The 14518-nt window shown below is 67.7% G+C and carries 17 protein-coding genes and 1 pseudogene; 11 read left to right on the forward strand and 7 right to left on the reverse strand.

The genetic code is table 11. The features are described from left to right. Positions 1–81: 81 nt before the first annotated feature. Together AB0435_RS19710 and AB0435_RS19715 are read right to left on the reverse strand one after the other, a co-directional pair. Positions 82–543 (reverse strand): hypothetical protein, encoded by a 462-nt coding sequence (locus tag AB0435_RS19710; protein WP_366427522.1) that lies wholly within the window; start codon positions 541–543, stop codon positions 82–84. A 9-nt stretch (positions 544–552) separates the two neighbouring features. Continuing rightward, entirely contained in the window at positions 553–942 is a 390-nt protein-coding gene (locus tag AB0435_RS19715; RefSeq protein ID WP_366427523.1) for a hypothetical protein, read from the reverse strand. A gap of 202 nt (positions 943–1144) precedes the next feature. On the opposite strand from AB0435_RS19715, the gene AB0435_RS19720 reads away from it, so the two are divergent. After that, the gene (locus tag AB0435_RS19720) at positions 1145–1912 is read left to right on the forward strand and encodes a MerR family transcriptional regulator (protein WP_366427524.1); all 768 of its coding nucleotides are present in this window, start codon (positions 1145–1147) and stop codon (positions 1910–1912) included. A gap of 118 nt (positions 1913–2030) precedes the next feature. On the opposite strand, the gene AB0435_RS19725 is transcribed toward AB0435_RS19720, so the two are convergent. From AB0435_RS19725 to AB0435_RS19740, 4 genes are all read right to left on the reverse strand, one after another. Next, positions 2031–2276 (reverse strand): hypothetical protein, encoded by a 246-nt coding sequence (locus AB0435_RS19725; RefSeq protein ID WP_366427525.1) that lies wholly within the window; start codon positions 2274–2276, stop codon positions 2031–2033. A 230-nt stretch (positions 2277–2506) separates the two neighbouring features. Continuing rightward, entirely contained in the window at positions 2507–3004 is a 498-nt protein-coding gene (locus tag AB0435_RS19730; RefSeq protein WP_366427526.1) for a DUF3515 domain-containing protein, read from the reverse strand. Next, positions 3001–3225 (reverse strand): DUF6255 family natural product biosynthesis protein, encoded by a 225-nt coding sequence (locus tag AB0435_RS19735; RefSeq protein ID WP_366427527.1) that lies wholly within the window; start codon positions 3223–3225, stop codon positions 3001–3003. Before AB0435_RS19735 ends, AB0435_RS19730 begins: the two co-directional genes overlap by 4 nt. After that, positions 3222–3818 carry an ATP-binding protein gene (locus AB0435_RS19740; protein WP_366427528.1) on the reverse strand — a complete coding sequence of 199 codons (597 nt, stop codon included), beginning with the start codon at positions 3816–3818 and terminating at the stop codon, positions 3222–3224. Before AB0435_RS19740 ends, AB0435_RS19735 begins: the two co-directional genes overlap by 4 nt. A gap of 176 nt (positions 3819–3994) precedes the next feature. Here AB0435_RS19740 and AB0435_RS19745 point away from each other — a divergent pair, with 176 nt between their 5' ends. From AB0435_RS19745 to AB0435_RS19770, 6 genes are all read left to right on the forward strand, one after another. After that, complete coding sequence (locus AB0435_RS19745; RefSeq protein ID WP_366427529.1) at positions 3995–4849, forward strand: helix-turn-helix transcriptional regulator; 855 nt, start codon at positions 3995–3997, stop codon at positions 4847–4849. 10 nt (positions 4850–4859) lie between these two features. Then, entirely contained in the window at positions 4860–5048 is a 189-nt protein-coding gene (locus AB0435_RS19750) for a DUF397 domain-containing protein (RefSeq protein WP_366427530.1), read from the forward strand. A gap of 102 nt (positions 5049–5150) precedes the next feature. Then, positions 5151–6290 carry a site-2 protease family protein gene (locus tag AB0435_RS19755; protein ID WP_366427531.1) on the forward strand — a complete coding sequence of 380 codons (1140 nt, stop codon included), beginning with the start codon at positions 5151–5153 and terminating at the stop codon, positions 6288–6290. 226 nt (positions 6291–6516) lie between these two features. Beyond that, positions 6517–8511, forward strand: a complete 1995-nt coding sequence (locus AB0435_RS19760) for a hypothetical protein (RefSeq protein WP_366427532.1) — start codon at positions 6517–6519, stop codon at positions 8509–8511. Continuing rightward, positions 8512–10377, forward strand: a complete 1866-nt coding sequence (locus tag AB0435_RS19765) for a hypothetical protein (RefSeq protein ID WP_366427533.1) — start codon at positions 8512–8514, stop codon at positions 10375–10377. It abuts the gene before it with no gap. After that, positions 10374–11102 carry a hypothetical protein gene (locus AB0435_RS19770; RefSeq protein WP_366427534.1) on the forward strand — a complete coding sequence of 243 codons (729 nt, stop codon included), beginning with the start codon at positions 10374–10376 and terminating at the stop codon, positions 11100–11102. The genes AB0435_RS19765 and AB0435_RS19770 overlap by 4 nt, the downstream gene beginning before the upstream one ends. Before the next feature lie 55 nt (positions 11103–11157). Here the strand turns inward: AB0435_RS19770 and AB0435_RS19775 are convergent, their stop codons facing one another. After that, positions 11158–11718 (reverse strand): hypothetical protein, encoded by a 561-nt coding sequence (locus AB0435_RS19775; protein WP_366427535.1) that lies wholly within the window; start codon positions 11716–11718, stop codon positions 11158–11160. Positions 11719–12044: 326 nt separating this feature from the next. On the opposite strand from AB0435_RS19775, the gene AB0435_RS19780 reads away from it, so the two are divergent. The 4 genes and pseudogenes from AB0435_RS19780 to AB0435_RS19795 form a co-directional block, all read left to right on the forward strand. Beyond that, entirely contained in the window at positions 12045–12698 is a 654-nt protein-coding gene (locus AB0435_RS19780; RefSeq protein WP_366427536.1) for a response regulator transcription factor, read from the forward strand. Then, complete coding sequence (locus AB0435_RS19785; RefSeq protein ID WP_366005572.1) at positions 12689–13798, forward strand: histidine kinase dimerization/phospho-acceptor domain-containing protein; 1110 nt, start codon at positions 12689–12691, stop codon at positions 13796–13798. The genes AB0435_RS19780 and AB0435_RS19785 overlap by 10 nt, the downstream gene beginning before the upstream one ends. Further along, positions 13690–13935 carry an ATP-binding protein gene (locus AB0435_RS19790; protein WP_366427537.1) on the forward strand — a complete coding sequence of 82 codons (246 nt, stop codon included), beginning with the start codon at positions 13690–13692 and terminating at the stop codon, positions 13933–13935. Before AB0435_RS19785 ends, AB0435_RS19790 begins: the two co-directional genes overlap by 109 nt. Positions 13936–13973: 38 nt before the next feature. Next, positions 13974–14518: pseudogene (locus AB0435_RS19795) on the forward strand (hypothetical protein); the annotation flags it as partial.

A 14518-nucleotide genomic window follows, 5' to 3' on the forward strand; every position in this document is an offset into this window, starting at 1 on the left:
GGACAACCCCCCATTACCCACTTGCCTCGGACCCGGCCCCGACATCACGAGACGGCGTCGGGGCCGACGGGCGGTGGGGCCTCAGCGCTCACAGTTGACCAAGAGCCGGGCCAGTTCAGATGCGTGGAAATCCGCCGATTCGGGAACAAGACTCTCCATACACTGGAAGAACTTCACGCCAGAGTCGCGCAGGGCCGCCATGAGATCCCCTTCTCTCACCATCGCCGAGCACGTAACTCCACCGACTGCGGACTGCACAAGAATCCCGAGCTTACCTTTCCTGGAAAATTTCAACTCGATCGGCTGATCCGGGAATCTCGTTGAAGCGGAATGCAAAACCCTGAGCTCTTCGAGCATATTGATGATGTACGACCACAGCTGGTCAATGTAATCCCAGTGCGCGAGGGAGAGGATCTCCACCTCATTCACCGTGAACTCCAAAGCGCCTTCCACGTAGTCCGGATCAGGAACAGGAGGGGTCGCCTGATCCACGGGGATGAAGTTACCTTCCGAATCTCTCAAGAAAGACTCGACCATCAGCATTGCAAACCCTCACCCTTCGAGTGGATAAAGCTGCCCGACACGACCCTTGTTCATACCCAATTTATACCGCGTGCCGTTCACCTCGCCCTCAACTTGATACATACCGCGGTCGCCTCGCCGAATGAGCTCGTCGCGATTCTGCTTGAGGACCTCACGTACGACATCAGTCAGTTCACCGACAGTAGTTCTTGAATCAAAGTTGGTCTGAGCCGCTTTATCTTCTCCGCGACGATAGTCCGGGTGATGTCGCTCCAAGAAGTGTTGCATCGCCTTCTTATCAAGAAGAATTTTTTGCGGCCCCATTTGGAATTCCTGGTTCTGCCAACCGCGCAAGGCAACTCGGGCATCCTTCGCCCGCAGACCCTCCATCTGGCCCAGGCCCTCGCGGACGAACTGCACGTCACCTACGGCGAAGATCTGCCCGGCGACGCGACTCGCAACTGACTTCAGGCCGCGCCCCTGAGGTTCACCGGGCCGCCGGGGGCCGCCGTCCGTGCGAGATCGCCGCGGACGCCGGTTCCCGCTTGCGGTTTCCGTTGCGTCAACTTCTACGGTCTTGGTGTGGGGCCGGAGAGACCGGCCCGGCGATGGGAGGCGGGCCATGGCCTGGCCGATCGCGGATGTGGCCCGGATGTCCGGGGTGACGTCCCGGACGCTGCGGCACTACGACGAGATCGGCCTGCTGCCGCCGGCGGGGATCGGGAGCAACGGGCACCGCTACTACGAGGAGGCCGGGCTGCTGCGGTTGCAGCAGATCCTGCTGATGCGGGAGCTGGGCGTGGGGCTGCGCGAGATCCGGGCGGTCCTGGACAGCCAGGCCGACCAGGTGGCCGTGCTCCGCGAGCACCACCAGCGGCTGCTGGCGGAGCGGAACCGGCTGGAGACGCTCGCCCGTACGGTCGGCCGTACCATCGCCGAACTGGAGGAAGGCAAGGACGACAACGACATGGTGAAGATCAACAGGCCGGAGAACCTCTTCGAGGGCTTCGAGCACTCCGGCTCCGAGACCGAGGCAGAGGTACGGGAGCGGTGGCCGGAGCACTGGGAGCAGTCCCGGAAGGCCGTCGCGACGATGACCGCCGAGGACACCGAGCGGTGGCAGCGCGAGGTGACGGCGCAGATGATCCGCATGGCGGAGTTCATGGTGGCCGGCACACCGGTCGCCGATCCCGCGGTGCAGGCCGAGGTGGACGTCCATTACCGGGGCGTGTGCCGGTTCTGGACCCCGAACGCGGCCGCGTACCAGGGGCTGGGCCGGACCTATGTCGACGACCCGCAGTTCCGCGCGAACTTCGACAAGGTCGCCGACGGGCTGGCGGTCTACCAGTGCGACGCGATGGCCGTCTACGCCGAGGCCCGGCTGAGCTGATGCCGGTGCCGATGCCGGTGCCGATGCCCGGCTGATACGCCGAGGCCCGGCCGAGCCGGCCCGACGGATCGCATCGCCGGGGGGCTGCAGACCCCCGGCGACGAGCGGCCGCCGCCGCTCAGCAGCGCTCCTCGGGAACGGTCAGCCGCGCCACCCTGGCGGTCGTCAGCTCGGTGGCGAGGACGCCGCGTTCCAACGGCAGCAGACGGTGCGCCTTGCAGTGCTGCGTCGGCAGCGCCGCGTACTCCTCCCCGACGACGCACGTCCAGGACGGGTCGAACCGCACCCGGACGATGAGATCCCGCGCCTTGTCGGAGACGATCGACGATCCCAGGAGCCACTGCCCGCCGCCACGCCCCCTCACCCGTCGGCCCGGCCGCCACCCCCTCCGGCACCCCGGGCAACGCCCCGGCCACGGTCAGCCCGCCCAGAGCGAGCAGTCGACTCTGAAATGTGCGGCGGTCCAACCCGGCTCCCCCTGGTGCGCGCGGCGTCTCAGCTACGGATCCATGGAAGCGGTATGTCCCGACAACCAGATGACGGATCTGCTTGATTCAGCCTTGTGGGTAATGGGATGCCGACAACGCCGGACTTCTAGATCATGCCGAACGGGACCGTCTTCCGGACCGCGTCCGAGAGGGCGTCGAAGAGGCCGAGGCCGCCGGCCTCTCCCGTGAATTCCTCCGGTACGGTCACCTCCACCCACGCCTCCCGCTTCGACGTCGTGCACCGGACACTGCCGTCCGGCTGCTGCTCCGGCATCCACTCGACACCGTTGACTTCCCACGTGGCCGAGCCGGGGCGGTAGCGCTTGTAGCCGGGCGTCAGGATCAGGGGCTTCCGTACGCCGCAGCGCAGCGTGACGGCCGGATCGCCCCAGGACGCCGTGAACTCCGAGGCGGGGCCGCCCGACCGGCGCTTCAGGCCGTTCAGCGTCGCGGGCAGTTCCTTGTGCAGGGCCCGGCAGTACGCGGCCTCCTTCCCCGACGGCGACGGGGCCGGTTCGGCGCTCGCGGCGCCGTCGGCGGGCGTACAGCCGACGGCGACGGACAGGGCGGCCGCGGGCAGCCACCGGCGGAGGGAGGACTTCACTTGATGATCATAGAAAGGCGGGTGCGGCGCGCGAGCCGTGCCATGTGGTGGGCCGCCTCGCGGTCCGCCGCGTGGCGGTCGCGTGGCTTCGGGGTGATCCACAGCGGCAGGCCCGGCGGGCGCAGCGCCGCGTAGTCCGCGAAGCGGCGGGTTCCGCAGCCGTCGCAGCTCGACGCGCTTCCGCTGCGCGTCCACCCCGACCGGTGCAGGCAGTTCCTCACCACATCACCCCGTCCGGGAGGTGGACGTCGCGGAAGTGCCTGCGTACGGCGATCGTCGCCACCTCGACCGTCCGTCGGTCGGCACCCAGGGCGACCGCCTTCCGCCGCGCGCCCTCCAGCTCCACGCACTCGGCGCAGCCGACCGGTGAGGCACTCGCCTCACGCTCCGCGCGGCTCAGCTCGAACCACAGCACCTTGCCGCCCGCCCGCGCGTCGACCCCGTCACTCCCCCACGCGCTCGCCCACCGCCGCACGAGCAGCAACCCCCGCCCACCGTCGGACTCCGGGCCGCCCGACGCGTCCCCCGCCGCCCCACCGAACAGCGCAGGAATCCTCGGACAGGTGTCCCACACGCTCACCCGCAGGTGATCCCCTTCCTCGCCTTCGACGCGCACGGAGGAGGGGCCTTCCGTGTGCACGTACGCGTTCGTGACCAGCTCGGACGTCAACAGCTCGGCTGTTTCCGTGAGTTCCGGCATGCCGTGCCCGTCGAGGACGGAGCGGAGGGTGGCCCGGGCGATTCCGGGGGCGCGGGGGTCGCGCGGCAGTTCGAGGGTGTACGTCCAGGGCTGCGGTTTGGCTACGGTGGCCATGGAAGTCTCCTGGCGGGAGGTGGAGTTGGATCACTTCGGCGGTACGCGTTGCCGAGTGGTGTGGCTCACACGCTAGCGCGCCCCATGGACTACATTCCCCGTAATCCATGAACAGCAGTCCATGAGACCCGATCGAGCGACAACACCGCACTGTGTGCGAGCACCAGAGGAGCACGATGCCGCCGAGCACACCTCTACCGACCGTACGGAGACGCCGACTTGGGGCGGAGCTGCGAAGACTCCGGGAGCGGGCGGATCTGTCCGCGACAGAAGCTGCGGTTCGATTCGGCGTCACCCAGTCACGTATCAGCAACATCGAAGCCGGCCGGTACGGAGTGAGCGCGGACAGGGTGCGGGCGCTGGCGCGCACCTATGACTGCTCGGACCAGCTCCTGATCGAAGCGCTCGCCGCGATGACGGGTGAACGGAAGCGCGGGTGGTGGGAGGAGTACCGGGAGCAGCTGCCGCCGAGCCTGATCGATCTCACCGAACTGGAACATCACGCGACTGCGTTGCGCGTCGCCCAGGTCATCAACATCCCGGGCCTGCTCCAGACAGCGGAGTACGCTCGCGCGATCTTCCGCGAGGCCGTTCCACCGCCCGTTGCCCACGAGGTCGAGTACCGAGTCTCCCACCGGATGAAGCGCCAGGCGATTCTCTACCGTGATGCCCCACCGCCCTACACGGCGATCATCCACGAGGCCGCTCTGCGCATACAGTTCGGCGGGCCGGTCGTCGCGAAGGCACAGCTTCAGCACCTCATCGACATAAGCGAGCGGGACAACCTCACCATCGCCGTGATCCCCTTCGGCAGCACGTCCTTCCCGAGCGCGGGCCACGGAATCGACTACTTCCATGGACCGGTCCCCCAACTCGATGCCGCCGTCATCGACACTGCCCATGACGGCGCTCAAATCGATGCCGTAGCACAGCTGGAAAGGTGCCACATGGTGCTGGACCGCATGGAATCAGCCTCCCTCAAGCCGAAGCCCTCACAGGACCTCATCCACCACATCGCACAAGCCACCTGAGAGGAATGCGGTGACAGTCCTCAACTGGCAGAAGTCCTCGTACAGCGAGTACGGATCCTCCTGCGTGCACCTTGCCATCGGCCGCGACGGCGCGATCCACCTTCACGAGAGCGACACCCCCGGCACAATCCTCACCACCACCCCCCACAGACTCCGCCCCCTCATATCCCACATAAAAACCGGAACCCTCAGCCGCTGAAGCCCAGAATTCCACCTGCGCGAAGCGCAAACCCGCACCGCGCGGGCGGATAATTGGAGCAGCTCGCCACCGCGGTGGCGACCCGGGTGACGGGACGGGCACATGGGCGGCTCTCTACCACTGGGCAAGATCTTCGGCGTACCGCTGCGGATTCACTGGAGCGCGCCCGTACTGATCGTCTTCCTCGGCATGGGACTCGCCGGCGGGACGCTGCCCGCGTGGGTTCCGGGACGGTCCCCGGGCGTGTACGACGCGGCCGGGCTGGCCGGTGCCGTGCTGCTGACGGCGAGCCTGCTGCTGCACGAGTCGGCGCACGCGGTGACCGCCCGGCGGGCCGGGATCAAGGTCGAGGACATCACGGTCTGGGGGCTGGGCGGGGTCACCCGGCTGGGGCGCGCGGCCACGCCCCGCGTACAGCTCGCCGTGTCGGCGGCCGGGCCGCTGACCAGCCTGGTCGTGGGCGGGATCGTGCTGGCCGCGGGCTTCGGCGCCGGGCACGCCCTGCACTGGGCGCTGACGTCGGCCGTGCTGGTCTGGGCCGGGTGGGCCAATCTGCTGCTGGGGGCGTTCAACCTGCTCCCGGCGACGCCCTTGGACGGCGGGCGGATACTGCAGGCGGCGCTGTGGTGGCGCGGCGGCGACCGGGGCCGGGCGCAGCGCGTGGCAGGGCGCTGCGGCCAGGCGGCGGGGTTCCTGATGGTCGTGGGCGGCTGGTTCGAGGTCGTGCACGGGACGGGTGCGGGGCTGTGGCTGATGCTCGTCGGCGGCTTCGTGACCCTCTCGGCCGGGGCGGAGATCCGGCAGGCCGTACTCGTGGCCGCGCTGGAGGGCGTACGGGTCGCCGACGTCATGACGCCGGAGCCGCTCGCCGGGCCCGACTGGCACACGGTGGACCAGTTCCTCACGGAGGTCATGGCGAGGACGGACCGCCGTGCGGTCCCGCTGTTCGACTTCGAGGGCCGTCCGAGCGGTCTCGCCGAGCGGCTGCGGCTGGCGATGGTCCCGGCGTCGCAGCGGGGCGAGGTCCGCGTACGTGACGTGGCCGTTCCGCTCGGGCAGTGCACCGTCGCGGCACCGGGGGACGACCTGGTGGGGGTGCTGGAGCGGGCGACGCCGTCGGCGCGGCTGGCGATCCTCGTCGTGGACGGCGGGCGCCTGGTCGGAACGGTCACCGGCGAGGACATCGCACGCGCCGCCCGCCGCCGGACGCCCGATCCGGACGGCCCCCTGCGGCTGCAGTGAAGCGAATTCCGCGAAAGGACGCCAACGCTCACCACCCCGCCTTTTCGGCGGCATTTACGCGCCGCCCTCAAGTTGCGGTCGCCACTCACCCTTGTCACGATCTTCCTGTCCGGCCTCGCCCGAAAGCCCGCGGGCCTCTCGCCTGCCGCTCCCTCGCGCGCGCCGTGGCGTGCCGTTTCGGATGTTCCTGTGAACCGTCGTATGACAGGTATGAGGTGCTTCCCCCATGACGGACCCGATCGGTCCCACGATGGCCGGCGGAATTCAGACCATGACCGCCCAGGGCTACAGCGTCAGCTTCTATCCGGATGCGAACAACTACGACCTGATCAAGGAAGGCAAGAGTCCGGTCTTCTACTGGGTACCCAGCCAACTGTCCATCGCACGGCGCGACGGCGAGACCGGCGACTTCAAGTTCAGCCTGCTGCGCTTCGTGGGCGGGGTGGCGAGCGACAAGGGGAAGAAGGAGGCGTCGAAGGAGAGTGTGGGCGGTCTGCTCAGCCTCACCACCACCGGAAGAATCCCCGTGGCGGCGATGACCGAGGCCCAGCAGAAGGTCACCGAGGCGACCAAGGGCCACTCCCATGGGCTCTGGGACCACAAGGGAATCACGCCCATCTTCACGCCCGTACTCCTGATGTCCAACACCACCTCGATCTCCAACACCACACTCACAGCGGAGGGTTACAAGTACTACGAGAAGCAGAAGAGCGGCGCCCTCAAGCTGCGCGCCTCCGGGTATCTGGGAAAGAAGAACCGCACCAGACTGGTGAAGGGCACGCCCCAGCGGGACGGTGACATCGGCAACTGGTACTGGGTTCTCCAAGGCGCCGGAGCGGGCTCGATCGACCCCGCCGCCGAGCACGCCTTCTCCGCGATGGTCGGCAGCTATCCCGCGCAGATCCTCCATCAGGGGTTCAAGGGGACGACGACGAGCCCGATCTTCGCCAGTTCCGTCATGCAGCTCCAGATGTGGACACCCAAGGTCAAGCTGAAGATCACGGGAGCATGGAAGAGCATCTACAGACACTTCTCCGCACACGCCAACGCACATGGCTTCTGGGCGACGGCCGACATCAAGCTGCGGTTCGACGAACTCCGGAAAACAGGCGACATCAAGGTCGAGATCACTCCGGCCGGCAACTTCCCGGGGTCGGAGACGATCGACAACTATCTCAGGGAGAAATCCGACCTGTTGCTCGACAAGTTCATGCAGGAGGCGCAGCGCGTCATCTTCGAGCCGGCTCCCGTGAAGGAGTCGGCCGCGGAAGCCTCCTCCTCCGGGTCGGGAGCCAGCCCCTGGGGCTTTTCCCTGGCGCTCAAGGGCGGGTACGAGGAGACCACGCTCACGCTGAGCTATCAGGAGGAGACCCAGTTCTCCCATTTCCAGCAGCATGTGATCTCCAGCTCGCTGGACGGCATGCTCCAGGAGATGGCGACCGGTGGGGCCGAGGCGGAGAAGAAGTACTTCCCCATCGTCTATCTGGACGACTGGCCGAAGAAGCTGGCCCGGGTGTGCATCCCGATCGCGGCCTGGAACACCGGCGTCTACAACAGCATGTCCGTGCAGATCGGCTATCCGAATGTCAAGGGTGAACTCCTATGGGATTCCCATGTGTTCACCCGCCCTGCCCCGAACGAGACGCTGGAGCACTGGGTCTACCGCACCGTCCAGAAGGGCAAGGACGAGGTCGTCGACCCTCCCGCGGGCTGGGAGCCGGACCGGAGCTTCGTCAAGCGGGTGATCCATTTCGAGGAGCCCGACCCGAACGACCAGTTCGTCATCACCCAGCTGGACAGCGGGCAGTCGGAACTCAGGATCGACCCGGGCGAGAACGGCACCCCCCTCAATCAGGACGTCGAGGTCAGGGCCGAGTCCAACAAGCTGATGTCGATCACCGCCCGGTTCATGGGCAGGCTCACCGCCGACCAGTTCGCCGAACTCACCGTGGAACCGGTGGACAAGGCCGACCGGCCGGTCGGCCGGGATCCCGCGACCTTCCTCTGCGAGCCCGCGAACATTCACACCCTGCGCAGATGGGTCGTGTGCCCGGCCCCCGTCACCGGGAAGCGGTACCGCTACAAGATGAAGGTCACCGATGTCGAAGAGGGCTCGGAGTGGGAGACCGCCTACAAGTTCACCAATGCGGCGACGCTGCCGGCCGTCATCCCCAGGAAGAACGCCCAGGGCGTGACATTCAGGTTCAAGGACCCGGATTAGGTGCCGGAGTGGCAGGGCGGGCCGACCGAGATCGACGGCTCACGCACGGTCGAGACCGACGGCTACCGCTTCGTCTTCTACCCCGACGTACTGAATTCGACACGGACCTCGGGCTGCCAGGCGTCCACCTTCTACTGGATGCTCGACCGGCTGTACCTGGCCCGGAAGGAAGGCACCGGGGCGCGCCCGTACGACTTCTCCTTCTCCCGTTACACCCGGCTGGGCGGCAGAGCGCAGGAGGACGTCTGCGGGATGGTGCGGTTCACTCTCGTCGCCGACGTCCCGGAGAATGTCATCAACAACGCCACCCACAAGCTCTATATGGACTCCACGATATCGGACCCTTATTGGGGTACGGCGTCCTGGTGGTCGGAGGCCTATATTCCACTGACCTTCCATTACACCCACACCACGCTCTCCGGCACCGGGGTGAATTCCGCGCATGTCGTCCGCCGGTTGACCGGCGCCGATCCCTGGTACTGCGAGAAGCAGGGCGCCACCACCGGGCCGATCACCGTACGGGACCGCCGTACGTACACCACGCTGATGGGAAAGCACTACACGGAGCTGTTCCACCGGGCAGTCGTGGAGAACGCCGAACCCCTCACGGTGAACCGCACTCTCGGCATTGAATTCGTCGCCCCCACGAGCAGTTTCACGCTGCGCGGGAACTGGCCCGCGGTCCGCGCGGAGCTCCTCAAGGAAACCAGGGGTACCGACCGGGACATCACCCTCGACCGGATCAGAAGCGCCCTGGACCGAGCGCGTACGGCCGGAGATCTCGCTGTCGACTGCGTCCCCGACCACACCGTGCCGGACGACAGCAGATTTGTTCAGAACCTGCTCCGGCACACCGGCTGCACGGACGGCCGGTTCCTCGAACTCGCCCGTGCCGCCGTGCTGGAGGGGGCGGGGCACGCGCCCACGGCCCTGGCCACCGACGCGGACGGACCGCCGAACCCCTGGGGCACCAGCTGGCGGGTCGCGCCGGTCGATCCGCCCGACCCGGAGCTGAACGGGGTCACCGAAGGCGCGTTCCGCTATCTCCGGCCGATCAGCGTCCCGACCCGCTTCTCCCCGGAGTTCGAGGAGATTCGCGCCGACGCCGCGACGTACTTCTTCACCCACTATCCCGACGACACGGCCCACACCCTGCAACGGGTCTTCCGGCCGGTCATCGCCCACGACAACCCGGCCGTCGCCTCCGTCTCGGTCTGCTGCGGCTATCCGGACACCACCGGAAAGATCCTCTGGGAGGGCCGGGTGTTCCCCCGCCCGTCGGGCGCCGACGGAGAACCCGGGCCCGGGCCGTGGGTCTACCGCACCACCCAGAAGTCCAAGGACGAGATCGCCGACCCACCGCCGGGCTGGGCCCCGGACCGGACCTTCGTCAAACGCCGGGTGCAACTGCGGCCCGGGGCGGAGGCGAGCGGTGAACTCTGCGTCGTGCAGAACGACGCGGAGGAGATCGACATCGACCCCGGCCCCCATGGCGCACTGTTCAACGACGTCGCCATCGACGTGTCGGTCACCATGGTGCGGCATCTCGACGTCCACCCCATCCGCCTCCACCGGAAGGCCGGAAGGAACGAGACGGTGCGGGTCCGCCTCGAGGCGCTGAATCCGTCGGGAGAACCTGACGGCACGCACGCGGCCGAATTCCGGTGGCAGGGCGACGAGGACCACCGGGCCCGCCGCTGGATCGTCTTCCCCGACACCCCGGATTTCCCGGCCCGATTCCGCTACCGAGTCACCGTACAGAACGGAGAAATCAGCAGGACCGGCCCCTGGATCGCTTCCTGCGGCAGTGGGTCACTGCACATCTTTGCACCGCCCATGGCGAAGAGCCGAAGGAGAAGAACATGATCCGGGTCAAGAAGGAAGAGCACAATCTGTCCATGAGGAAGGGCGCGCGGACTCCTCCCTATCCGACCCTCGGGGATCATGACAATGTGCCTCTCGTGTACCACCACGTCGTTCCGTACAACAAGCTGGCCGCCTTCTGGAACGAACTGATCGAGCATCCGGATCACATCGCCGAGATCAAGAGGATGACCGACCGCATGGTCAACAGGTTCCCCGATTACCGCACGACCTTGAGACCCGAGGACGGCGAACACCTCATCGCGCTGCTCAAGAAACTCCCCACCTACGCACACGAGCCGGGCAAGCTGGTGCCCGGGGACGGGGCGTCATGGGACAACTTCATGCTGATCTACGGCACGCCCCCGGGAAACACATTCGCCGGTCCTGACGGGGACAACCGGAGCGACGACCCGAAGGAAAGTTTTGAATCCGACTGTGAACCGATCATCACGAAGGACCGGTTCAACCGGCTGAAGGCTCTCGACGGGAACATCGACACCTATCTGAAGAGCCGCAGCAAGAACGACGCGATCACCGCCATCCGGGGCCTGGAGACCGACACGATCGACAAGTACGAGATCCCCCAGTTCAAGGCGAGCCAGTGGGGCAAGGCCAACGGCAAATTTTTCATCAAGAAGAAGAGGGACGACGGCAGGCAACTCCCCGACCCGGCACGGAAGAAGATCAGGGTCCGGGGAAACATCGACCTCGAAATCGAGTTCTGAGCCGCACGGACCACTCCCTCTCCTCAGCCGGAGAGGGAGCGCGCCCGGACGACGGTTATCCGAGGCCCAGCTTCGACAGCGCCGTGGTCCAGTCCGTGGCGATCGCGCCGCGCGCCGCGTCGAGCGTGACCTCGCCGCCGCAGACCGCGGTCTTGAGCCGGTTCTCCACGGAGTCCTTGCTCTGGGCCGGCTCGTTGCCGTAACGCGGCTCGGGCCAGAGGTTCTTGGGGTCCCTGGGGGCGCCGCCGAGTTCGAGGGGAACCAGGTGGTCCTCCTCGTAGTCCGCGGTGTTCGTGTCGCTGTAGCCGTACTCACCGATCTGACGGATCTTCAGCGGCGTGGTGTACGAGACGGGCGGCCGCACGGTCTTCGTCCATCCCGACACGCATATCGTCGAGCCGATCGTCGCCTGCGTAACGTCCGGGTTGTAGGCGCCGGGCTGACAGGTGGGATCGGGCAGCGGCAGCCGGGACAGGCTGCACGAGGCCCCGGCGGGGTGCGCGGCGGGGTGTGCGGCGGCGTGCGCGGCGGCGTGCGCGGTGCCGGTGGTGAGGAGTCCGGTGGCGCCGAGCGCCAGGGACGCCGCGGCGGCGGCGAGTCGGTACGAAGGTCGCATGGGGGGCTCCACGTTCTGGCCCGGCCGATCCGGGCTGTAGTGGGCATGACACCACTGCGTCCGTCTATGCGGGTAGAGCCGCGGGGTGAACATGAGGTGACCAGCGGTTTTTCTTACCCGCCCATGGGGGCCGCTTGCCCAAGCGCAGGAAAACTCTTGGGAGTTGTGGCCCCATTCCGCCTGGGTGGTCGCGCAAGCGGACAACAGGTGTCGGCCGTCGATTCATGGCAGGGCAGGGACGTGCGGCACCAGTGGCCTGCTCCCGACCGTCAGGCGGCTGATCAGGGCAGATGGAGAACTGGCAGGGGAGTATCTAAGGTCGGCACGTGGCTTTCATCATGGTGTGCGAAGACGACGCGGCGGTCCGCGGCATCCTCAAGCGTGCCCTGGAGCACGACGGCCACACCGTCTCCGTCGCCGCCACGGCCGACAGCCTGCTGCGGCAGCTCGCACCGGCCCCCCATCTGGTCGTCCTGGATCTCGGGCTCCCGGACGCCGACGGCCGCGACGTCTGCCTGGCCCTCCGGGCTCGCGGCGTCGACGCGCCGGTGTTGATGCTCACCGCCTTGGACGGCCTGCATCACAAGGTGGGCGGCTTCGAGGCCGGCGCCGACGACTACATGACCAAACCCTTCGACATCCCGAAACTGCTGGTCCGCGTCCGCGCGCTGCTGCGCCGGACCACCGTGGCGCCCGCACCGCGCGAGGTCGTCCTCGATCCGACGAAGCACGTGGTGACCTACGACTCGGTGAGCAGGAGCCTGACCCCGACCGAGTTCCGGCTGCTGGGCCGCCTGATCGCCTCGCAGGGCGACGCGGTACGCCGCCACGCCCTCATCGCCGCCGGCTGGCCGCACGGAGCGCAGGTCAGCGACAACACCCTCGACTCCTTCGTGCGCCGACTGCGGGCCAAGCTCGGTCCGCTGGGTGTGGCCGAGCGTCTGGCGACCGTCCGCGGAGTGGGCTACCGATGGCAGTGACGGGGTTCCGCAGGAGGGTCGTCGCGCTCACCGTGCTGATCGCCACCGCCGTGGTCGCGATACTGGTCGTGGTCTCGCACGTGCTGCTGAGCCGGGTGACGGACGCCGACGCGCACGATCTGGCGCGGACCCGTGCCGAGGCGGTCGCGGCGAACGTCACCGCCGTGGGCGGCCGTGTCGTACTGACGGAGAACAGCAGCGAGGCGCTGGACGAGGTCGCCTGGGTGTATGCCGACGGCCGTCTGATCGACGGGAACGTGCCGGCAAGCGTGGTCGAGCGCGTCGAAACGCTGGCAGGCTCACGGCGATCGCAGACCGCCACCGTTGACAACTACCTTCTGTACGCGCAGCAGGTCCCGATCGACGGCCACCACGTCATGGTGATCGTCCGGGTGGACCTCACGTCCTACGAGACATCTGAGCGGCGCAGCCTGGCCTCGTCGCTGGTACTGGGCGGCCTCACCATCCTCCTCGCCGGCGGTGTCGCGCACCTCGTGGTGCGCCGGGCGCTGCGGGTCGTGCGGGAGATGGCCGCCCTCGCCGACGACTGGGGCCATCACGAACCCGGGCGCCGCTTCAACCTCGGAGTCCCCCGTGACGAGTTCGGGGAACTGGGTCGGACCCTGGACCACCTCCTGGAGCGCGTCGACAACGCACTGGCGGACGAGCGCCGGCTCACCGATGAGATCGCCCACGAGCTGCGGACACCGCTCACGGTCCTGCGGGGCGAGGCGCAGCTGGCCCAGCTGTCCGGCGAGTCGGTGGCGCCGGAGGCGGTGCTGCGCGAGGTCGACCGCCTCGATGTGGCGATCACGACGATTCTGCGTGCCGCGCGCGCACGGAGAGACGCTGGGACCCGGTGCGATCTGCGCTCCGCCGCGCGGTCGAGGTCGCCTTTCCCACGAAGGTCGAGGTCGCCGTGGCGGCCGACGTCGCCGTGTCGCTGCTGTCGCCCCTGCTGGACAACGGCCTGCGGCATGCGCGGTCGCGTGTGTGGATCACCGCGCGCATCCAGGGCGAGGCGATCGTGGTCGATGTCCTGGACGACGGCCCCGGGTTCGATCCCGCGGAGGTCGACCGGGTCTTTGAAGCGGGTGTGACCGGCGGCGGCGGATACGGGTTGGGGCTGCCGGTGGTCCGGCGCATCGCCGCCTCGGCCGGTGTGGAGGTCCGCGCGATCGCGGACGGCCGCGGTCACGTCGAGGTGACGCTCCCGGCCGCGCGTGCGGCCACGTAGTCAGGTTGCGTGCAGGTTTCCCGCGTAAACCTCCCTGCATGACAACGACAATCGAAGCACGCACGCGCAGCGGGCGGCTCATGCTCAACAGGGTCCCCGAGGTCACCATCTGGTTCTGGGTGATCAAGGTCCTGTGCACGACGGTCGGTGAGAGCTTCGCCGACTGGATCAACACCCGGCTGGGCGTCGGCCTGGTGAACACGGCCTGGATCTTCACCGCGGTCCTGGTGGTGGTCCTGGCCGTCCAGCTGCGGCTGAAGCGGTACGTACCGTTCCCCTACTGGCTGACCGTGGTCGTTGTCAGCGTCACGGGCACCTTGTACACCGACATCCTGACCGACCAGCTGAACGTGCCGCTGTGGATCAGTTCCGCCGTCTTCTCGGTGCTGCTCGCGGTGGTCTTCGGTGTGTGGTGGGCACGTGAGCGCACGCTGTCGATCCACTCGGTCACCACGCTCTCGCGGGAGTCGTTCTACTGGCTGACCGTTCTGGTCACCTTCGCGCTCGGCACCGCGACCGGCGACTGGACTCTGGAGCTGACCGGCTGGAGCCCGGGCGTCTCGGTGCTGCTGCCGCTCGGCCT

Origin of the sequence: Streptomyces sp. NPDC051173 (genome assembly GCF_040689515.1) — a bacterium.
Classification (GTDB): Bacteria; Actinomycetota; Actinomycetes; order Streptomycetales; family Streptomycetaceae; genus Streptomyces.

Coding starts and splice junctions, on each gene's coding strand:
- AB0435_RS19710 (WP_366427522.1), bottom strand. CDS start 543: ATGCTGATGGTCGAGTCTTTCTTGAGAGATTCGGAAGGTAACTTCATC.
- AB0435_RS19720 (WP_366427524.1), top strand. CDS start 1,145: ATGGCCTGGCCGATCGCGGATGTGGCCCGGATGTCCGGGGTGACGTCC.
- AB0435_RS19740 (WP_366427528.1), bottom strand. CDS start 3,818: ATGGCCACCGTAGCCAAACCGCAGCCCTGGACGTACACCCTCGAACTG.
- AB0435_RS19745 (WP_366427529.1), top strand. CDS start 3,995: ATGCCGCCGAGCACACCTCTACCGACCGTACGGAGACGCCGACTTGGG.
- AB0435_RS19755 (WP_366427531.1), top strand. CDS start 5,151: ATGGGCGGCTCTCTACCACTGGGCAAGATCTTCGGCGTACCGCTGCGG.
- AB0435_RS19760 (WP_366427532.1), top strand. CDS start 6,517: ATGACGGACCCGATCGGTCCCACGATGGCCGGCGGAATTCAGACCATG.
- AB0435_RS19770 (WP_366427534.1), top strand. CDS start 10,374: ATGATCCGGGTCAAGAAGGAAGAGCACAATCTGTCCATGAGGAAGGGC.
- AB0435_RS19775 (WP_366427535.1), bottom strand. CDS start 11,718: ATGCGACCTTCGTACCGACTCGCCGCCGCCGCGGCGTCCCTGGCGCTC.
- AB0435_RS19785 (WP_366005572.1), top strand. CDS start 12,689: ATGGCAGTGACGGGGTTCCGCAGGAGGGTCGTCGCGCTCACCGTGCTG.